Source organism: bacterium (genome assembly GCA_016124905.1).
Classification (GTDB): domain Bacteria; phylum Pseudomonadota; class Alphaproteobacteria; order Rickettsiales; family RI-342; genus RI-342.
In genome coordinates this window covers 12595-31907 of the sequence record WGMV01000002.1, presented here as the reverse complement: position 1 = coordinate 31907, position 19313 = coordinate 12595, and the positions used below count along the sequence as shown (strand labels likewise).

The following is a 19313-nucleotide window of genomic DNA, read 5'->3' as shown; positions in this document are numbered from 1 at the left end:
TTTTTTAGGGAGTTACCCAGTCATGGTCGTCGCCACGCTCAGAAATACCCCCCGGGAGGAAACCGTTAAGGCCTATGTGACCATGAAGCTGGAGAACCAGATGCTTGGTATGCCGGTTTCCTGCGTGCAGGACGTGCTGAAGAACCGGATGATCACGCCCGTGCCGCTGACGCATGAATGCATTGCGGGCGTGATGAACCTGCGCGGGCGCGTGGTGACGGCGATCGATATGCGCAAGCGGCTGGGCATGCCCATCGTCGAGCATGGGCCGGACGATGAATTGACGCTGGTGGTGGTGAATTACCACGAGGAGCTTTACGGACTGATTGTCGATAAGATCGGCGATGTACTGAACCTGCCGGATAATAAAATCGAACACACGCCGCCGCACTTGAAAGAGCATTGGAAGGCCATTGCCTCCGGCGTGTATCCCATGCAGGACAGTTTGATGGTGATTGTCGACCCCGAGCGGCTGTTCGTGGTATAAAAGGGCTGTAAGCAGCCATCATTCCTCATTGCATCTCTGTGGTATCGGCCTACAAGGGTATGCCTTACCTGAGGCTGAACCAGGCTGTGAAGATGAACGACACGCAACATGCATGGATGCGCCGTCTGGCGCGGCACCCGTTGATGGTGGATGTAAAAGAGCGGCTGGATAGCTGGATCGATGAACCGGACCTGCTGCGCCATGTGCTGCGCGAAAACCAGTTTGGCCAGGCATTGCTGTGCGTGCTGCTTGGGATGGTGGTGGGGGCTATCGTGGCTTCGCTGCATCATGCGTTGAAGGTGCTGCACGAGGCGATTTTTCTGCTTGGGCCGGGGGAATATATCAGCTCGGCCTCAAGCATCGACTGGGTGAGGGTGGTAACCGTGCCTGCCGCGGGCGCTGTGCTGCTGGTGATTGTTTCTTCCCTGATGCGCTACTGGCGGCCCAAAGAAGTGATCGACCCGATTGAGGCGAATGCGCTGATGGGCGGGCGCATGCCCTTTATCGACAACCTGCGCCTGCTGCTGGAATCCTTCATTTCCAGCGCGTCGGGGGTGTCGTTCGGGATGGAGGCGGCTTACACCCAGATGGGCTCGGGCTTTCTTTCCTGGGCGGGGCAGAAGCTGCAATTGCGGCGGGAGGATTTGCGTATTTTTGTGGCTGCGGGCGCGGCAGCGGCTGTTTCGGCTGCGTTTAACGCGCCGCTGGCAGGCGCGTTTTACGGGTTTGAGCTGGTGCTTAGCGTTTATACGATTTCTGCTTTGCTGCAGGTGGGGTTGTGCGCGCTTTCCAGCGCGGTGTTCGTGCGGATATTCACGGAAGGCACGCCGATTTTTCAGCTTTCCAATAACGTGATTGATGTGCCGATTTATAATTACGGGTTGTTTTTTGTGCTGGGGATTGCCTCGGCGTTCGTGGGTATTGCGACCATGAAAATGGTGACCAGCTGTGAGCATACGGCCAACAGGCTTTCCCTGCCGGATTGGCTGAGGCCGGTATGTGGCGGCATGGTGCTTTCCCTCATTGCGCTGTTGTTTCCGCAGGTGTTGGGAAGCGGGCAGGGCGCAATCGACGACCATTTGAACCGGGCCTGGCCGCTTTTACCGCTGATCGTGCTGCTGCTGGCGAAAATGGCGGCCTCGGCTGTTTCCATCGGTGCCGGGTTTCGGGGCGGGTTGTTCAGTTCGTCGTTGTTTCTGGGATGTTTGACGGGGCAGATCATGGGCGTGGTGGCCAGTTATCTGCTGCCGCAGACGCCGGGGCAGGTGGAGAGTTTCATGCTGGTTGGCATGGGCGCGGTGGCGACTTCCATCATCGGCGCACCGGTGACAATGGTGCTGCTGGTGCTGGAGCTGACCGGAAGCTTCGCGGCGACTTCGGGCGTGCTGTTTGGCGTGCTGGTGTCGTCTTCTCTCACACGGTACATGTTCGGCTATTCCTTCTCAACCTGGCGGTTTCACTTGCGTGGGTTGCGTATTCATGGGGCGCAGGATATCGGCTGGATCAGCGACCTTAAGGTAAGCAAACTGATGAAGAGCGACGCGCGCATTGTCCCGGGCGATACCAGCCTGGCCGATTTGCGTGAGGTGGCGCCACTGGGCGATACGCGCCGGGTGTTTGTGGTGGATAAGGGCCATGAATATCAGGGTGTGGTGGATGTAAACGCCATCCACAGCCCAAACCTGGATAAGCGGCTGAATGAAACCGTGGCGCGTGAGCTGGCAAAAGGGAAGGATTTTTATCTTCTGCCGGATGAGGATATTCAGCATGCGATGAAGCAGTTTGAGCGATCCGAGCTGGAGGAACTGCCGGTGCTGGATTCGCTGAAAAGCCACAAGATTATCGGCTATGTGACGGAGGCTTATACGCTGAAGCGTTACGCGCAGGAGCTTGAGACGCAAAATTCCGCCATACGTCTGCCGTTGCAGGGAAAGAAGCTCAGCTAGAAGGCAGCAGCATGTTGCCGGTGGCATCCAGCGTGAATTGCGGGTTCCAGGCTACTTCCCAGATATGCCCATCCGGATCGGCGAAGAAGCCGACATAACCACCCCAGAAGATATCGTGCGCAGGTTTGATGATGGTGGCGCCTGCTGCTTTGGCGGTGGCCATCACGTCATCCACTTCTTCACGCGTGTGGGTGTTGTAGGCGAGGGTAATGCCGGAAAAGCGCGCGCCGTCGTCCTTCACCTCCATATCCCTGGCCAATGAGGCGCGGGAATAGAGCGACAGTACCATGCCGCCGGTCTGGATGAAGCAGACCTCCTCCTGGCTGAGGGGGGAGATGTTCCAGCCCAGGCCTTTTTCATAAAAACGGCGGGATTGGGCGACGTCTTTTACACCAAGGGTCACAAGGGTGAGGCGGGGTTGCATGGGCTTCTCCTTTCGGCTTTTTTACTTATGGCCAAATAAAAAGGCCGTGGCAAATGCCACGGCCTTTTCGGTTTTGCCAAGATAACTTGGCGAGCATAAGGCTAGAAGTCGCCCATACCGCCTGCATGTGCCATCGGGTTGGCGGCGTTGCTGTTGGCGGGTTCCGGTTTGTCGGCAACCAGGGCCTCGGTCGTGATCATCAGACCGGCAACGGAAGCGGCGTTTTGCAGGGCATTGCGCACGACTTTGGTCGGGTCGATGATACCGGCCTTGATCAGGTCGGTATATTCGTGGTTCTGGGCATCGTAGCCGTAAGTGGCTTCTTTCTGGTCGAGCAGTTTGCCCACTACCACGGCTCCGTCTTCGCCTGCGTTGGCAACGATCTGACGGATCGGGGCTTGCAGGGCGCGCTTCACGATAGCGATACCGGCTTTCTGGTCTTCGTTGGCGCTTTTCAGCTTTTCCAGAACGCGGGAAGCGTAAAGCAGCGTGGAACCACCGCCCGGGACGATGCCTTCTTCCACCGCAGCGCGGGTGGCGTGCAGGGCGTCTTCAACGCGGTCCTTGCGCTCTTTCACTTCGATTTCGGAAGCGCCGCCGACTTTCAGAACGGCCACGCCGCCTGCCAGTTTAGCCAGGCGCTCCTGCAGCTTCTCGCGGTCGTAATCGGAGGTGGTTTCCTCGATCTGGGCTTTGATCTGCTTCACGCGGGCCTGGATGGCGTCTTTCTTGCCAGCACCGTCGACGATCGTGGTGTTGTCTTTGGTGATGGTGATGTGCTTGGCTTTGCCGAGCAGCGCCAGGGAGGCTTTTTCCAGCTGCATGCCGGTCTCTTCGCTGATGACGGTGCCGCCGGTGAGGGTGGCGATATCATCCAGCATGGCTTTGCGGCGGTCGCCGAAGCCGGGAGCTTTCACGGCAGCGACTTTCAGGCCGCCACGCAGTTTGTTGACCACCAGCGTTGCCAGAGCCTCGCCTTCAACATCCTCAGCAATGATGAGGAGCGGACGGCCGGTCTGGACAACCTGCTCAAGCAGCGGCAGCATCTGCTGCAGGCCGGAGAGTTTTTTGTCGAACAGCAGGATGTAGGGGCTTTCGAGGTCCACGGACATCTTGTCGGCATTGGTGACGAAGTACGGGGAGAGGTAGCCACGATCGAACATCATGCCTTCCACAACATCCACCTCGAACTCAAGGCCTTTGGCTTCTTCAACCGTGATGACGCCTTCCTTGCCCACTTTCTGCATGGCTTCGGCGATTTTGGTGCCGACTTCCTTGTCGCCGTTGGCGGAAATGGTGCCGACTTGCGCGATTTCGGACTGGCCTTTAACCGGGCGGGAGATGTTTTTGATTTCTTCGGTCACGGCGTTCACGGCCAGATCGATGCCACGCTTGAGGTCCATCGGGTTCAGACCGGCGGCAACGGCTTTGGCGCCTTCGCGGAAGATGGCCTGGGCCAGCACGGTGGCGGTGGTGGTGCCATCGCCGGAGATGTCGGCGGTTTTGCTGGCGACTTCACGCAGCATCTGGGCGCCCATGTTCTGGAATTTGTTCTCCAGGCTGATTTCCTTGGCAACGCTTACGCCGTCCTTCGTGATGCGCGGCGCGCCGAAGGCTTTCTCGAGCAGCACGTTGCGGCCTTTGGGGCCCAGGGTCACTTTTACGGCATCGGCGAGGATATCCACCCCGCGGAGGATTTGTTCGCGTGCTTCGGCACCGAAGCGAACGTCTTTAGCAGCCATGTTGATTCTCCGTTAGATTAATTAATGGGTTACGAGCTTAGCGAGTTGGGCCATGAGGCCCCGCGCCTAATGGGCGCGTGAACTTGCCCGAAGGGCAGGTCAGGAACGCTAAGCGGCTTTTTTCTTGGAAGTGGCAGCATCCAGCACCACGCCCATGATGTCGGACTCTTTCATGATGAGCAGCTCTTTGCCGTCCACCTTCACTTCCGTGCCGGACCATTTGCCGAACAGCACGATATCGCCTTCTTTCACGTCCATCGGGATGATTTTGCCGCTATCGTCGCGGCTGCCGGCGCCTACGGCCACCACTTTGCCCTGCTGGGGCTTTTCCTTGGCGGTGTCGGGGATGATGATGCCGCCAACGGTTTTCTCTTCGCTATCCAGGCGTTCAACCACGACGCGGTCGTGCAGGGGGCGTATTTTCATAGGTTTCTCCTTCAAAAGAACGAGCCGAATAAGGCTTTGTGTTTCAATGCATGTGCACAGGTAAGCGCGTTGCAATGCGCTTTCAAGGGCTAAATCATAAAAAAAGTGGTGGTATGGGCGATTTTTTTGCCTGTTTCAGGGGGGCGCTATCACAAAACTTTAATATTAAGTGTTACAATATGGCTCTAATCATTCCGATCTACCGAAGGTGGGGTAGTCAAAATGGGAATTTACCGCTGGGATAATGGAGCGAGGCTCTATTCATACAAGGGGCAAGCCGTTATTACGGCCAAGCCGGGGCAGAGCGCGGACGAAGTAAATTCGCTGATTCAAGGGCTTGAAGCCGCAGGTTATACGGTTGTTCCCACGGAAATTTCCTCGGGCCTGACGCATGAGGTGCGCTTTCATGACCTGGCAAGCATCGACCCGAAACTGCTGGATTACCTGAAAGAGCGCGTGGCGGTGGAAAACCGCATCCTGGAACAGGATCATAACAAGACCGTTCGCACCATCAATGGCAGCAGCCTGACGCCGGAACAAAAGGCGCGTGAAATCAGCGAACTGGGCAAGCCAAGCTTTGCCAGCATCGAAGTGGGCGATAACAGCATCACCATCAAAGGGCTGCATGAAGAGCGCGTGGCGCATGAATTCTTCCGCATGGGCGATTTGTGGGACAGCATCGGCAAAGGCCATACGGAACACAAGGCGGTGGCCGGTTCCAGCGCTCCCGGCCTGCGTTTGACCGGTGTGCGGGACGATGAGGCGCTGATTCGCCAGCTGGAGAAGGCAAACTGGGGCACGGGCTTTGTGCGGGATGAGTTCTACGGGCTTAACCCTGTGCAGAAAAACCTCGCCAAACTGCTGAATAACGCCGATGTGGTCGGCCCTATCCTTTATGGTTTCGGCGATAGCCGCATTCTTCTTGCCACTATCGACGATGCGCGCCGTTTGGGCATCAGCCCGCTGGCGCATCCGCGTTTCGGCGAGGGCGCCGGGTTTCTTTCCGGCAGCATCGGCTGGCTCATCAATTCCGTTCTGAAGCGCCCGGGAACCGTCAAAAGCGTGGTGGACCGGCTTGACCAGAATTTCCGCGTGGGTGACGAGGTAGACTTCAACAAGGCCATCAATTTCGGCCCAGATGGCAAGGATCTGGGCGCAATCCCACGCCTTGGCCGCACCTTTCTGGCCGATGGCGGGCGTTTTGTGATGATGCTGGCCAATCTCTGGGCCGGTTCGTCGCTGATTCGCGGCCGTAACGAGGAGGTGCTTTCCACCGAGACGATCGGCAACGGCCATGTTAACGTGAAGCTCGATGAGGTGACCGGCGAGATCGCCCGGACTAAAAAACTCAAGCCGCAGGCGGTTTTCTCAGGCCTGGTGCTGATGTTCTCGGCCTCCATTTTCGCCTTCATGCCGCGCCGCGGGGTGGATCATCCCGATTTCGATTATGCCAATATCAGCGATTCGCTGCGCGATAAGCCGATTATCGGCGGTATCTGGCGTGCGGCCAATAAATTCTTTACGCAAAACAGCTTCGGCAAGACCATCGGCGCGCCGTGGGTGGGCTTTTGGGACCATGTGTCGAAGGATCCGTTCGGTTTTGGCGGCCCGTGGATCACGGCGCATAATGCCCAGCAGATCGCCTTCAACGCAAAAGATTTGTTCGAGGTGCGCGCGAAAATGGCCGAGCTGCGCCAGCAGGTGGCCGATTACCGCGGCATGGTGGATGCCAATATCGCCGACCCGAAAAACCCGCTGCCGCTTGGCGAAGGCGGCAAGCCAGTGCATTTTGAGGGCGAGGAACTGGCCCGTGTGCAAAAAGCCCTTAAGGACATGCTGGAGCATGGCACGGATTTCGACCATAAAGCGCCGCGCTACAGCAAGCCGGGCAGCAAGGAATATCAGGCGAAGCTGCAGAACCCCGAGACCTATCTGGATTATTACCAGCAGTTCAAGGAAAAGCAGAAGGATAACCGTCAGGGGCTTTCCGAAGCCGACCGCTATATCGGTATGCAGGCGGCCAACCTGCTGAACCTGAATGAATATGAGCAGATCAACAAAACGGCTTTTGGGCGTTTTTTCGGCTACAGCAACATGCTGCTGGCTGCCACGACGCTGGCCAATGCCGACAAGAACTCCACCATCCGCAATGCCGCAATGGGCGTGAATGACCTGCTGGTGACCACGGCGGCTGCGGCGGAATGGGTGAAATCCAAAACCGGCGACAAGCAGTTGACCGACGACCAGATCACGAACGTGGCGAAAAGCCTGAGTCAGGACCGCGAGGCGGTGAAGAATGGCTGGGGTGTGGAAGTGATCCAGCGCGCGCTGACCGCCAGGTTGCGTGGTGAGACGCTGCCGGAAGAGCAGCAGATGCTTGACCGTTTCATTCATGCACAGGCGGTGGAAACCAATGCCGCACCTTCCCTGGAAGACCAGAGCCTGATGGCTGCTGCGGCCAAGCAGGTGATTGTGCCTGGTGTGAGCCAGGAAATGTTCAGCATGTAATTCGCTTTGCGAATTACATGCTGGCCTTAGTGGCTCGCTCCGCCCGCATAATTAAAATTGCCATGCTCCGCATGGACGCGCCCAATAAGGCGCGGCCCTCCATATGCGTCGCCATGCTTCGCATGGACGGTGCCAGTCGCGCTACGCTCCGGCTTTTATGTGAGGTTTTGTGTGTAAAGCTAGGCTGCTTTCAATTTTTTGAGAAGGCGCCCCTGATTGGCAGGGGTGATGCGGATGCTGAGGCGCAGATTGCTTTCGGCCTGCTGCTGTTCCATCACATGCGCGTTTTCGTGCAGCCAGGCGGAGATGCCGCCTTCGTCGGGGTGGAGTTCCACCGACATGGTCACCGTGTTGCTGCTGAGGGCTTCGTCGATGGCGGCGGTCAGGCGGTCAAGGCCTTCGCCCGTATGCGCGGAGATGCAGACGGTGCGCAGCTCGTCGGCGGCCAGGCGCAGCATGTCGGCCTGTTGTTCCTCGTCGAGCACATCCATTTTGTTCCAGCATTCGAGCATGGAATCCAGCGCTTCGGTGGAGAGGTCCAGCGTTTTCAGCACTTTTTCAACATCGAGTTTCTGAATGTCGGTCTCTTCGTGCGAGATGTCGCGCACATGCAGGATGAGCGTGGCCTCCAGCACTTCCTCCAGCGTGGCGCGGAAGGCTTCCACCAGTTGCGTGGGGAGGTTGGAGATGAAGCCCACCGTATCGGACAGCATGATATCCACGCCCGAAGGCAGTTTCAGCTTGCGGAGCGTGGGGTCCAGCGTGGCGAAGAGCTTGTCCTGCGCCAATACCTCCGCCCCGGTAAGGCGGTTGAAAAGGGTGGATTTGCCGGCGTTCGTATAGCCCACCAGCGCCACGACCGGGTAAGGAGCCTCGCGGCGCTTCTTGCGGTGCAGTTCACGCGTCTGGCGGACTTCCTGGAGTTCTTTTTTCAGTTTGATGATGCGGTCGCGGATGATGCGTTTATCCAGCTCAAGCTGGCGTTCGCCCGGGCCGCCCGTGAAGCCGCCGCCGCCGCGCTGGCGCTCAAGGTGCGACCAGGCGCGGACGAGGCGGCCTTTCTGGTAATCCAGCGAGGCGAGTTCCACCTGCAACTGGCCTTCACGCGTGCGGGCGCGCTGGCCGAAAATCTCAATGATGAGGGCCGTGCGGTCGATGACCTTGCATTTCCAGGCATTCTCCAGGTTGCGCTGCTGGACAGGAGAAAGGGCGCAATCCATCACAGCCAGCGTGATGCCCTGTTCATCCACGATCTGCTTCAGCTCATCCACCTTGCCTTGGCCGATATAGTGGGAAGGGCTGACGCTGGCGAGGTTGCAGGGTTCGGCATGGGCCACATCCAGCCCGGCGGCGTTTACCAGGCCGATGGCCTCTTCCACGCGGCCGTCGGACGAGCGGTTGACGCTGCTGATGCCGCCGCGAGGGGCGCGGCGGGCAGTCGGGCAGACGAGCAATACCTGTTCGACAAGGGGAGCCGTATCAATTGGCTGCGACAAGCGGTTTACTCGAAATCATCGGGCATGGGCACGTCGTCGTGCTCGCCCACTTCAATGCCGAAATCCTCCGGCGTCAGCGCGCCGGCGGGCACCACGGTGGCCACAGCATGCTTGTAGATCATCTGGATTTGCGGGCCACGGCGAAGCGTGATGCAGAAACTGTCGAAACTGCCGACAATGCCTTGCAGTTTCACGCCGTTGATGAGGTAAACGGTGACGGGGAGTTTCTTTTTGCGGAGGGCGTTGAGGAAATTATCCTGAAAATTATTGGCTTTATCCTGGCGCATGTTTTTTTCCTTTTTCATTGGATATGTTGCGCTGCATAATAGATGCTATTTCGCGATTGTCCATAACCTAACATCATCTTTAGCCATGACGATACACGCCCCCAACGACCCGTTTGAACTGTTTGAAAGCTGGTATGCCGAAGCGGGTGCGCTTGGCCTGAAAGAGCCGACCGCCATGCATCTTGCCACGGCGGATGAGCATGGGATGCCCTCCTGCAGGGTGGTGTTGCTGAAGGCGCTGGATACGGGATTTGTGTTTTTCACGAACAGCACCAGCCAAAAAGGGCATGAGCTTGAAGTGAACCCCCAGGCGGCGCTCAATTTTTACTGGATGCGCCTGGGCAAGCAGGTGCGGGTGCAGGGGAAGATTGTCCGCGTGAGCGAGGCGGAAAGCGATAATTATTACAACAGCCGCGCGCGGGAAAGCCAGATTGGCGCATGGGCGTCGCTTCAGTCCCAGCCGATGCCCGAGGCCGACAGCCTGAAAAAGCGCTTTGCCGAGTTTGACCGGCAATATGAAGGCAAGCCGGTGCCGCGCCCGCCGCACTGGGGCGGCTACCGCCTGGTGCCGGATGTCATTGAATTCTGGCAGGAACAGCCGCACCGGCTGCATGACCGGTTGATATACCGACGGGACGGCACCCACGGTGCCTGGAGCACGGAACTTCTATTTCCGTAAGCTTTAACTAAGTGAAGCTTACGGGCTCCGGGTCGGCTCGCTCTGCTTGCATCGTTTGAATTGCCATGCTCCGCATGGACGGGCCCGTTGCGCTATGTGCTCCCGTTTTTAGCAGACGGTGGCGCTGCAATTCGGGGTTTCGAAGAGCTTGAGCGACACCAGTTCGATGCCCTCGCTGGCAAACAGCTCCTTACGGCAGAGCTCGGCCAGGAAGGCGGCCATATTCTCGGCAGTGGGGTTGCAGGGCATGTAAAAGCTGGTCTGGCCGGTATGGCCGTCGATGAAGCGCCCCAGTTCCTTGTCATCCTGGTGGAGGATGATGGTGTGGTCCCAGTTGGCGTCGATCCAGGTCTGGAGTTTTTCCTTCAGGATGCCGAAATCCACCACGCGGCCTATCTTATCCAGTTCCGGCGCGCTGAAGCTGGCTTCCACCACATAGCGGTGGCCATGCACATGGCGGCATTTGGATTCGTGCTCACGCAGGCGGTGCGCGGCGTCGAATTCCACACGGCGGGTGATGATCACGCGTGAGTTCATGACTGCTTTTTACGAATGTTGCGGGGCGTTGTTAGCCTTAAGCGCCTGTTCGGGCAAGTGTTGAGCGGCGGACTGGGCCAGTTGCGGGTCGTGCCGCATGGCGTTGTGGCTGTTTTCCTGTCCGGCGCCGGTTGCAAGGTTGTGGTTGGCCTTGTCGCCCAGTTTCAAGTGGTCGAGCACCCAGGAAACGGCCTGGCTCACCAGGTTTACGCTTGGGTCTTTCCAGGTGAAATCGGTGAAGGTGCGTTTCAGCGCGAAATAGGGGGCGTAACCGGCATAGCGCTCGGCGGAGGCATCGGCCAGTTCCACGCGGGATTTATACTGCTCGGCGGTGGCTTCCTGATGCGTGAGAGCGTTGCGGACGTTGAGTTCCGCCAGGAAAAGCCCTTGCAGGCCGGCGGAATGAAGCGCCGTGTATTTTTTTACCTGATGGCCCACTTCGTCCTGCATGGCGACCAGGCTGTCATTCACATCATCCAACAGGCCGGGCTTGCCCTGCTGCTGCTCGATTTTCAGGTTTTCCGGCTTTCTGATGGCATCCACCGGGCGATCGCCGTTGATATAGTCCTTATAAAAAGCGTGAGTGACGGATTTGGACTGTTCGTGGAGGCATTCCTCGAAGAAGCTTTTGGAAATCTGCTCACGCGCCTGCAACAGCTCGTCATGCACGGCGGCGGGCAGGCGCAGGGCCAGATGGTCCATCAGCAGTTTTTCACGCTCTTCAAAAGCGGTGCGGAGATTTTGCGGGGTTTTTTCCAACTGGGGATGAAGGGTATCAAGCTGAAGCTTATCAAGCGGCAGGTCGATGCTCTTTTTTTTACATATCTCCTGCATTCGGAGGGGCAGCTCGGTAAATAGCCGCTCGATCAGCATGTGATCACGGGCTTCCTTCAGTTCCTTGGCGGCCATTTCGCCGTAATGGCGGCCGGGAGAAAAACCGACGGACACGGCAGGGTACATGGCGGTGCCGATCTGGAAAGTGCGGACGGCGCAAAAGCTGGCGATATCCACCAGGCCGTTCCAGAGCCTGCCCAGGCCTTTGCTTTCGCGCTCGGGCTGAGCGTGCATGTATTCGCGCAGTTTGCTCTGGCTCGGGCGCAGCCACCAGTCCACCAGCAAATCCTGCCAGACGAGCATGCCGATCCAGTTATAGGCCACGAAGGGGATGTTGTAGTGGATGTGGGTGTTTTTCAGCTCGCTGTTTTCGCTGGAGCGCTTGCGGCTGAAGAATTCCTTGATGGGGGTGTAGAAGATACCGATGAAATAATCGTAGGTGAAATCGCCGCGGATGGCGTTTTCAACCATGTCATAGCCGATTTTACCGATGGCGCGCGGCAGGCTTTGTTTCTTTTTCCATTCGGCAAATTCGGGGGAATTGCGGAATGCGGGATCGTTGTTGTGGTGGATGTAGCGGAGCCCGTCCTTGGCGGCCAGGTAGAGGCGGTTGACGACATAATCCGCCTGGCCCATGCAGGCGAAATCGGTCGAGATTTCCATAAAGCGGCGGCCGTAGCTCTTGGCGCGGTGCTGCGGACGGGCTTCGTCCGGTATATCCTTCTCTTCTTTATGGAGGTTGTAGAAACGTTTGCGAAAATAGCCTTTTTCAATGGCTTCGTCGGTCACATCGGCGCGGATGCCCAGCGCCTTGCGGCCTTCCTCGGTTATTTCATAACGGGAGCGATCCTTGCCGAAAAGCGCATCATAGCCTTTATCCATAACATCCGCCGCGCCGCGGATGAGCCTGGCGGGAGCCTGTTGGCGCAAGGGAGCGCCGGTATCGTCGGTTTTGAAGGATTCGACCGTATATTTGTTCACGGCCGCCTGAACCACGGTGCCGACGCTGCGGCGCAGGGCCATGGTGGTGGCCACGGTTTCCGCCGCCTGGCCCCATTTCATGCCTTTCATGTAGGTTTCATGAAGGGGGTGATTCCGGCCGGAGGGGGCAGTGTTTTCAATGTGGTAGTAGGTTTTGTCTTTTAAATACGGAGAGTTAGGGCCTCTCCCGTCGCCGTCCCGTGGTGCCATGGGCGGCGTATCTGTTTGCATGGGGGAATGATCAACAGTAGCTGACACCATCCCGTATCGTCCAACAGATCGTCATATTCGTTACTCTCCCTATGGTTTCAGCCTATCACACCCATCTTAAGGATTGGTGACAGTTACATGATAATTCCACATGGAATTATGCGTTATTTGCATGGATATTATGCTTGCATTTTGGGGGCGGAGGGTGACATTAGACCTCCTTCAGAAGAGGTTAACATGGTTCAGAACACTGCGCTTACCCAGGCCCACCAGCAGGCTAACGCCAAAATGGTGGAATTTGCGGGCTATAACATGCCCATCCAATACCCGCTCGGCATCATGAAGGAGCATGAATGGGTGCGCAGCGAGGCCGGGATTTTCGATGTCTCCCATATGGGCCAGCTCATCCTGAAAGGCAGCGCGGCGGCGGATATTCTGGAACATCTGACGCCGTCGGGCTTCAAGGCTCTGCCGCTTGGCAAGTGCAAATATACGGTGCTGACCAATGAAAAGGGCGGGGTCATTGACGATTTGATCGTGACGCGGCTTGGGGATGAGACATTTTACCTGGTGGTAAATGCCTCCCGGAAGGAAGGGGATGAGGCCTGGATTGCCAAGCATCTGGTGGGAGATGCAACGCTTGAGCGGTTTACGGAGCGTTCGCTGATCGCCGTGCAGGGGCCGAAAGCCGAGGCCGTGTTGCAGCGCCAGCTGAAAGAGGGCGATCTTTCCGCGTTGAAATACATGAATGCCACGACCGTTGTGTTGAAAAGCGGCGTGCAGGTGCTGGTCAGCCGCACCGGTTACACGGGTGAAGACGGATTTGAAGTGAGCCTGCCGGATGTGAATGCGCCGGATTTGTGGAATGGATTGCTGAAAGAGCCCGAGGTGAACCCGATCGGCCTGGGCGCGCGTGACAGTTTGCGCCTGGAGATGGGCTATCCGCTTTACGGGCACGATCTCTCGGAAGATATTACGCCGGTGGAAGGCGGACTTTCCTGGGTTATTGCCAAGGATAACAAGGATTATCACGGGGCGGATGTCATCCGTGCGGAACTGGCAGACAAGCCGAAACGCCAGCGCATCGGCCTGATACTGAATGACCGGGGCGTGGTGCGCGAGGGAGCGCCGCTGTTCCTCAGTGCCGAGCCGAAAGCCGGGGAACAGCCGGTGGGTGAAGTGTGCAGCGGCGGGTTTTCGCCTTCGCTGCAAAAATCCATTGCGATGGGGTATGTGAAGTCGGATATTGCCGCCAGCGCCCAATTGCTCTACGCAGAAGTTCGTGGTAAACGCCTCGCCGCGCAGAAGGTCGGCATGCCGTTTTACCAGGTACGCAAACGCAATGTCGCCTAATTCTTGATAGAAAACTGGAGGTTCGCATTTTATGACATCCACGGTTCCCGAGGGTCTCTATTACACTAAAGAGCATGAGTGGCTGAAGGTCACCGCCAATACCGCCGTTGCCGGTATCACGCATTATGCACAGGAATCCCTTGGAGATCTCGTGTTTGTGGAGCTTCCGGCCGTCGGCGCGCTGCTGAAGCAGCATAAGGAATTCGCCGTGGTGGAATCCGTCAAGGCGGCCAGCGAGGTGTATGCGCCGGTGAGCGGCGAGGTGCTGGCGGTGAATGAGGAGCTTTCCTCTTCTCCGGAGCTTATCAACCAGTCCCCGTATGATCAGGGGTGGATCGCCAAAATTCGCATCGAGGATGAGTCCGAACTTGAGGACATGATGGATGCTGAGGAATATGAACAATATCTGAAAGAAATCGCCTGATATGCGCTTTCATCCCCATACCGCCGCCGTCCGCAAGGACATGCTCGCCGAAATCGGCGTGAAATCCATCGATGATTTGTACCAGGCCGTGCCGGAAAAGGCGCGGAATGCGAAAATCGACCTGCCTGCGGGCATGGGGGAAATCGAGATCGAATCCAAGCTCGGGAAGCTGGCGTCGAAGAACCGCGCGGCGAATGCGGGACCGTTTTTCCTTGGGGCTGGCTGCTATTATCACCATGTGCCGGCAACGGTAGACATGGTGATCCAGCGGTCGGAATTTTTGACCGCCTATACGCCCTATCAGCCGGAAATCGCCCAAGGTACGCTGACGGTGATTTTTGAATATCAGAGCATCATCGCCGCGTTGACCGGTATGGATGTGGCGAATGCCTCCATGTATGACGGTGCCACAGCGCTGGCCGAGGCCGTGCTGATGGCACGACGCCTGACCAAGCGCACGGAATATGCCGTGTTTGGCGCATTGCACCCGGACTATGCCGGTGTGACCAATACCTACTGGATGGAGCAGGGCGGTACGGTGACCGGCTTTGACGCCATCAGCGACAAGACGGCGGCCGTGGTGGTGCAATATCCGGATTATCACGGCAATATTCCTGACCTGAAAGCGGTGCGCGTAGCCTGCGACAAGGTGGGCGCGAAGATGATCGTATGCGTAACCGAGATTCTGGCGCTGGGCGCGCTGCCTGCCCCTGCCATGGCCGATATCGTGCTGGGTGAGGCGCAAAGCATCGGCGTGGGCATGAATTACGGCGGGCCGCATCTCGGCTTTTTTGCCTCCAAAAATGAATATCTGCGCCAGATGCCGGGCCGCCTGTGCGGCCGCACGGAAGATGCGGACGGCAAGCCCGGATTCGTGCTGACATTGAGCACGCGCGAGCAGCATATCCGCCGTGAGAAGGCGACCTCCAACATCTGCAGTAACCAGGGCTTGATGGCGCTGGCCTTCACGGTGCATGCCTCGTTGCTTGGGGAGGTCGGCTTTAAAAAGCTTGCCCTGCTGAATCATGAACGCGCCTGCGAGTTGGCCGATGCGCTGGCCGCCGTGCCAGGTGTGAAGGTGGTGAACCAGAGTTTTTTCAATGAATTTGTGATCGAAACCCCCAAGGACGCCCGTCAACTTAGGGACGTGCTGATGGAAAAGCATAACATCGTGGCGGGCCACCCGCTGGAAGGCAACCACCTGCTGGTTGCCGCAACCGAAATGACCACTCAAGCCGATATAGCAGCCTATGCCAGCGCACTCCGCAACAGCCTTTAATCAGGACATTGACATGACGCCCGCGAACGACACACGCAACGCGGTGAAACCCGCCGGTGAATTGCCCGGGCATCGTGGCCTTCTGATGGAAGAGGGCCTACTGATTGATCAGAGCGAGAAAGGCCGCTGCGGTGTGGATTTGCCGGAGCTTTCCGGCAAAAGCAAGGGGCGCCTTGGAGTGGAAACACGCGCTGAAATCGGCCTGCCGGAAGTGACGGAACCTCAGGTAATCCGTCATTTTGTGCGCTTGTCGCAGCAGAATTATTCCATCGACACCGGGTTTTTCCCGCTCGGTTCCTGCACGATGAAGCATAACCCGCGCCTGAATGAGAAAATGGCGCGTTTGAACGGGTTTGCCAATATCCATCCGCTTCAGCCGGAGGCGACCGCGCAGGGTGCGCTTGAGCTGATGTACGAGCTTCAGCATTGGCTGGCCGAGATGTCCGGCCTGCCGGGGGTGACGCTGGCGCCGGCCGCCGGTGCGCATGGCGAATTCGCCGGGATGATGGTGATCCGCAAGGCGCATGAGGTGAAGGGCAAGCCGCGCAAAAAAGTGCTGGTGCCTGACAGTGCACATGGCACCAACCCTGCCACTGCCGCCATTTGTGGCTATGAGATTGAAACTATCCCGACCGACGCACAGGGGCATGTGAATTTTGACGTGGCCAAGACACTGGTGAATGAGGATGTGGCGGCGATGATGCTGACCAACCCTAACACGGGTGGGAAATTTGAGCCGATGGCCCATGCGCTGGCGGATCTGCTGCATGAAAAGGGTGCGTATTTCTATTGCGACGGCGCCAACTTCAACGCCATTGCGGGCCGTGTGCGCCCGGCGGATTTTGGCGTGGATGTGATGCATTTCAACCTGCACAAAACCTTCTCCACCCCGCATGGTGGCGGTGGCCCGGGCCATGGGCCGGTGGCGGTGCGCAAGGAACTGGCGGAATTTCTGCCTGTGCCGCGCATTGTGAAAAAAGGCGATCTCTATGCGCTGGAGACCGAAGCGAAACACAGCATCGGCCGTATCAAAGGTTTCCATGGCCATTTCGGCATGGCCGTGCGTGCGTTGACCTACATGATGGCGCATGGTGGCGAGGGTATTCGCCAGGCATCGGAAGATGCGGTGTTGAACGCCAATTACATCCGCGCCAAGCTGCATGATCTGTACCATGTACCATTTGACGGCATCTGCATGCATGAGTGCCTGCTGACCGATAAGAAGCAGAAGGAAAAAGGCATTTCCACCATGGATATCGCCAAGACGCTGGTGGAATATGGCTTCCACCCGATGACGGTCTATTTCCCGCTGATGGTGCAGGGCGCGATGCTGATCGAGCCGACGGAATCCGAAACGCGCGAGAGCATTGATGAGTTCATCAACACCATGCGCTGGATCGCCACCGAGGTGAATGAAGGCCGCGGCGAAGCACTGAAGCAGAACCCCGTCAGCGCGCCGCGCCGACGTCTGGATGAGGTGAAGGCGGCGAAGAACCCCGTCCTCACGTGGAAACAATAAGGGGGCGCGATGCCGCTTCCATTCCTGAAAATGCACGGGCTTGGCAATGACTTTGTCGTGCTGGATGCGCGGCTGAAGGCCGTGCGCCTCACCCCGATGCAATATCGCTGGATTGCGGACCGTCGCTATGGCATCGGCTGCGACCAGTTGATTGTGCTGCAGCCATCGCAGCGGGCGGCGGTGAGCATGCGCATTTTTAACCCCGATGGTGGCGAAGTGGGCGCCTGCGGCAATGCCACCCGCTGCGTGGCCGACCTGCTGATGCGTGAGAAGCGGCAGGATGAGGTGATTCTTGATGTGGGCGGGCGGTTGATCAAAGCCTATCGCGGCTCGGTGGAACATGTGGTGCAGCTGGATATGGGCGTGCCGGTGCTGGACTGGGAGCATATTCCCGTTTCCAAAGCCATTGAACCGGGTGAGCCCTTCACCTTGTTTTCGGCATTTCCGCCTGCCATCATGGTGAATATGGGCAACCCGCATGCGGTGATGTTCGTCAAGGATGTGGCGGCGGTGGATGTGGAAGAATGGGGCCCGAAGATGGAAAATCACCCGTTTTTTCCTGAAAAGGCCAATATCACCTGGGCCAAGGTGGTGAGCCGGGAACATGTGGTGATTCGTGTGTGGGAGCGCGCGGCGGGTGCGACGCTGGCCTGCGGCACGGCGGCTTGCGCCACGGCCGTGGCCGCGCGGCTGCAGGGGCTGGTGGAGCCGCAGATGACCGTGACCCTGCCGGGCGGAGATTTGCAGGTGGCCTGGCAGGGCGGAATGGGTGACACGGAGCATCCCGTATGGATGGAAGGCCCGGCGGAGACCAGTTTTTCTGGCATTATTGATGAAAATACTCTATCGGCAGTTGCTTAATCCCTGTCATTAAGCTGTCTTGATACGCCCCTAGAAGCGGGCTTCACCTTTTGGTTTACCATGTCACGCAACGCATCGCCCGTTATGAGCTTCGGTTGCCGCCTCAATGCTTATGAAAGCGAGGTGATGGAAGGGCACATGCGCGCGGCGGGCATGGAAAGCACGGTGGTGATCAACAGTTGTGCCGTGACGGCTGAGGCCGAGCGCCAGCTGCGCCAGAGCATCCGCAAACTGAAGCGTGAACAGCCGGAGACACGCATCATCGTGACGGGCTGCGCGGCGCAGATTCACCCCGAGCAATATGCCGACATGCCGGAGGTGGATGCGGTGGTGGGCAATGAGGAGAAGCTGAAGCCGGAGACCTACCTTGCGCTGAACAGCCAAGCGGCGGAGCAGACGCCCATTCTGGTGAATGATATCATGTCCGTCACGGAGACGGCGCTGCACATGATGGACGGCATGGGCAGCCGCACGCGCGCCTTCATGCAGGTGCAGAACGGCTGCAACCACCGCTGCACCTTCTGCATCATTCCCTATGGTCGCGGCAACAGCCGCAGCGTGCCGGTGAGCCAGGTGGTGAGCGGCGCACGGCAATTGCTGGAAAAAGGCTTTCGCGAGATCGTCATCACGGGCGTGGATGTGAGCGATTATGGCAAGGATCTGCCGGGTACACCCACGCTTGGGCAGTTGTTGAAAAGCCTGCTGGAAGAATTGCCGGAACTGCCGCGGTTGCGTTTATCTTCCATCGATGCGGTGGAAGTGGATGAGGATTTGAAGCGGCTGTTCGCCGAGAATGAGCGGTTGATGCCGTATCTGCATGTGTCGTTACAGGCGGGGGATAATTTGACGCTGAAGCGCATGAAGCGCCGCCATTTGCGCGAGGATGCGATTCGTTTTTGCGAGGAGATGCGCTCCTTAAGACCGGAGATGATGTTCGGCGCGGATATCATCGCGGGGTTTCCGACGGAGACGGAAGAAATGTTTCAGAAGAGCCTGGATATCGTGGATGAATGCGGGCTGACCTATTTGCATGTGTTCCCGTATTCGGAGCGCCCGGGCACGCCCGCGGCCAAGATGCCGTCCGTACCGCTGGCGGTGCGGAAGGAACGCGCGGCGCGGCTGCGGGAGAAGGGGCAGGCGCGGTTGGGTGCTTATCTCACTGGTCTGGTTGGCACGTCGCAGCAGGTGCTGGTGGAGCAGCACGGCATGGCGCGGAATGCGCAATTTGCGGAGTTCAAGCTGAGCGGGCAGGCGCAGCCGGGTGAGATCATCGCCGTGGTGCCGAGCCATACGGACGGTAAATACCTGTTTGCGTAAGCA

At 58.1% G+C, this 19313-nt stretch carries 17 protein-coding genes; 10 read left to right on the top strand and 7 right to left on the bottom strand.

Annotation, left to right across the window (positions count from 1 at the left end; genetic code table 11):
- Positions 1-22: 22 nt before the first annotated feature.
- Together GC177_00195 and GC177_00190 are read left to right on the top strand one after the other, a co-directional pair.
- Complete coding sequence (locus GC177_00195; GenBank protein MBI1274378.1) at positions 23-487, top strand: chemotaxis protein CheW; 465 nt, start codon at positions 23-25, stop codon at positions 485-487.
- 38 nt (positions 488-525) lie between these two features.
- Positions 526-2433, top strand: coding sequence for a chloride channel protein (locus GC177_00190; GenBank protein ID MBI1274377.1), 1908 nt, complete (start codon positions 526-528; stop codon positions 2431-2433).
- Here the strand turns inward: GC177_00190 and GC177_00185 are convergent.
- The 3 genes from GC177_00185 to GC177_00175 all read right to left on the bottom strand — a co-directional run bounded on the left by GC177_00185 (position 2426) and on the right by GC177_00175 (position 5025).
- Positions 2426-2857, bottom strand: coding sequence for a VOC family protein (locus GC177_00185; protein MBI1274376.1), 432 nt, complete (start codon positions 2855-2857; stop codon positions 2426-2428). The two genes, GC177_00190 and GC177_00185, sit on opposite strands and share 8 nt — an antisense overlap.
- A 101-nt stretch (positions 2858-2958) precedes the next feature.
- Positions 2959-4599, bottom strand: a complete 1641-nt coding sequence (groL, locus tag GC177_00180) for a chaperonin GroEL (protein MBI1274375.1) — start codon at positions 4597-4599, stop codon at positions 2959-2961.
- Between the two features lie 108 nt (positions 4600-4707).
- Entirely contained in the window at positions 4708-5025 is a 318-nt protein-coding gene (locus tag GC177_00175) for a co-chaperone GroES (protein MBI1274374.1), read from the bottom strand.
- 222 nt (positions 5026-5247) lie between these two features.
- On the opposite strand from GC177_00175, the gene GC177_00170 reads away from it, so the two are divergent.
- On the top strand, positions 5248-7533 hold the full coding sequence (locus GC177_00170; protein MBI1274373.1) for a hypothetical protein: 2286 nt from the start codon (positions 5248-5250) through the stop codon (positions 7531-7533).
- Positions 7534-7712: 179 nt separating this feature from the next.
- Here the strand turns inward: GC177_00170 and hflX are convergent, their stop codons facing one another.
- Both hflX and hfq read right to left on the bottom strand, forming a co-directional pair.
- Entirely contained in the window at positions 7713-9017 is a 1305-nt protein-coding gene (gene hflX / locus GC177_00165; protein ID MBI1274372.1) for a GTPase HflX, read from the bottom strand.
- 17 nt (positions 9018-9034) lie between these two features.
- On the bottom strand, positions 9035-9316 hold the full coding sequence (gene hfq, locus GC177_00160) for an RNA chaperone Hfq (GenBank protein ID MBI1274371.1): 282 nt from the start codon (positions 9314-9316) through the stop codon (positions 9035-9037).
- 85 nt (positions 9317-9401) lie between these two features.
- Here hfq and pdxH point away from each other — a divergent pair, with 85 nt between their 5' ends.
- The gene (gene pdxH / locus GC177_00155; GenBank protein ID MBI1274370.1) at positions 9402-9995 is read left to right on the top strand and encodes a pyridoxamine 5'-phosphate oxidase; all 594 of its coding nucleotides are present in this window, start codon (positions 9402-9404) and stop codon (positions 9993-9995) included.
- A 108-nt stretch (positions 9996-10103) separates the two neighbouring features.
- Here pdxH and GC177_00150 read toward each other — a convergent pair whose 3' ends face one another.
- Together GC177_00150 and GC177_00145 are read right to left on the bottom strand one after the other, a co-directional pair.
- Positions 10104-10532 carry a 6-carboxy-5,6,7,8-tetrahydropterin synthase gene (locus GC177_00150; GenBank protein ID MBI1274369.1) on the bottom strand — a complete coding sequence of 143 codons (429 nt, stop codon included), beginning with the start codon at positions 10530-10532 and terminating at the stop codon, positions 10104-10106.
- Positions 10533-10541: 9 nt separating this feature from the next.
- A complete protein-coding gene (locus GC177_00145) occupies positions 10542-12437 on the bottom strand; it encodes a hypothetical protein (protein ID MBI1274368.1) in 1896 nt (631 codons plus the stop codon).
- 357 nt (positions 12438-12794) lie between these two features.
- Between GC177_00145 and gcvT the strand changes: the two genes are divergently transcribed.
- From gcvT to mtaB, 6 genes are read left to right on the top strand one after another with little or no spacing between them, the layout of a single operon-like run.
- Positions 12795-13910 carry a glycine cleavage system aminomethyltransferase GcvT gene (gene gcvT, locus GC177_00140; GenBank protein ID MBI1274367.1) on the top strand — a complete coding sequence of 372 codons (1116 nt, stop codon included), beginning with the start codon at positions 12795-12797 and terminating at the stop codon, positions 13908-13910.
- A gap of 31 nt (positions 13911-13941) precedes the next feature.
- Positions 13942-14334, top strand: a complete 393-nt coding sequence (gene gcvH / locus GC177_00135) for a glycine cleavage system protein GcvH (protein ID MBI1274366.1) — start codon at positions 13942-13944, stop codon at positions 14332-14334.
- Between the two features lies 1 nt (position 14335).
- Positions 14336-15613, top strand: a complete 1278-nt coding sequence (locus GC177_00130; protein ID MBI1274365.1) for an aminomethyl-transferring glycine dehydrogenase subunit GcvPA — start codon at positions 14336-14338, stop codon at positions 15611-15613.
- Between the two features lie 13 nt (positions 15614-15626).
- Complete coding sequence (locus tag GC177_00125; protein ID MBI1274364.1) at positions 15627-17132, top strand: aminotransferase class V-fold PLP-dependent enzyme; 1506 nt, start codon at positions 15627-15629, stop codon at positions 17130-17132.
- A 9-nt stretch (positions 17133-17141) separates the two neighbouring features.
- Positions 17142-17993 (top strand): diaminopimelate epimerase, encoded by an 852-nt coding sequence (locus tag GC177_00120; protein ID MBI1274363.1) that lies wholly within the window; start codon positions 17142-17144, stop codon positions 17991-17993.
- A 60-nt stretch (positions 17994-18053) separates the two neighbouring features.
- A complete protein-coding gene (gene mtaB, locus GC177_00115) occupies positions 18054-19310 on the top strand; it encodes a tRNA (N(6)-L-threonylcarbamoyladenosine(37)-C(2))-methylthiotransferase MtaB (GenBank protein MBI1274362.1) in 1257 nt (418 codons plus the stop codon).
- Positions 19311-19313 lie beyond the last annotated feature (3 nt).

Coding starts and splice junctions, on each gene's coding strand:
- gcvH (MBI1274366.1), top strand. CDS start 13,942: ATGACATCCACGGTTCCCGAGGGTCTCTATTACACTAAAGAGCATGAG.
- GC177_00195 (MBI1274378.1), top strand. CDS start 23: ATGGTCGTCGCCACGCTCAGAAATACCCCCCGGGAGGAAACCGTTAAG.
- GC177_00130 (MBI1274365.1), top strand. CDS start 14,336: ATGCGCTTTCATCCCCATACCGCCGCCGTCCGCAAGGACATGCTCGCC.
- GC177_00120 (MBI1274363.1), top strand. CDS start 17,142: ATGCCGCTTCCATTCCTGAAAATGCACGGGCTTGGCAATGACTTTGTC.
- pdxH (MBI1274370.1), top strand. CDS start 9,402: ATGACGATACACGCCCCCAACGACCCGTTTGAACTGTTTGAAAGCTGG.
- GC177_00145 (MBI1274368.1), bottom strand. CDS start 12,437: ATGAAAGGCATGAAATGGGGCCAGGCGGCGGAAACCGTGGCCACCACC.
- gcvT (MBI1274367.1), top strand. CDS start 12,795: ATGGTTCAGAACACTGCGCTTACCCAGGCCCACCAGCAGGCTAACGCC.
- groL (MBI1274375.1), bottom strand. CDS start 4,599: ATGGCTGCTAAAGACGTTCGCTTCGGTGCCGAAGCACGCGAACAAATC.
- mtaB (MBI1274362.1), top strand. CDS start 18,054: ATGTCACGCAACGCATCGCCCGTTATGAGCTTCGGTTGCCGCCTCAAT.
- GC177_00175 (MBI1274374.1), bottom strand. CDS start 5,025: ATGAAAATACGCCCCCTGCACGACCGCGTCGTGGTTGAACGCCTGGAT.
- GC177_00170 (MBI1274373.1), top strand. CDS start 5,248: ATGGGAATTTACCGCTGGGATAATGGAGCGAGGCTCTATTCATACAAG.
- GC177_00125 (MBI1274364.1), top strand. CDS start 15,627: ATGACGCCCGCGAACGACACACGCAACGCGGTGAAACCCGCCGGTGAA.
- GC177_00185 (MBI1274376.1), bottom strand. CDS start 2,857: ATGCAACCCCGCCTCACCCTTGTGACCCTTGGTGTAAAAGACGTCGCC.
- hfq (MBI1274371.1), bottom strand. CDS start 9,316: ATGCGCCAGGATAAAGCCAATAATTTTCAGGATAATTTCCTCAACGCC.
- GC177_00150 (MBI1274369.1), bottom strand. CDS start 10,532: ATGAACTCACGCGTGATCATCACCCGCCGTGTGGAATTCGACGCCGCG.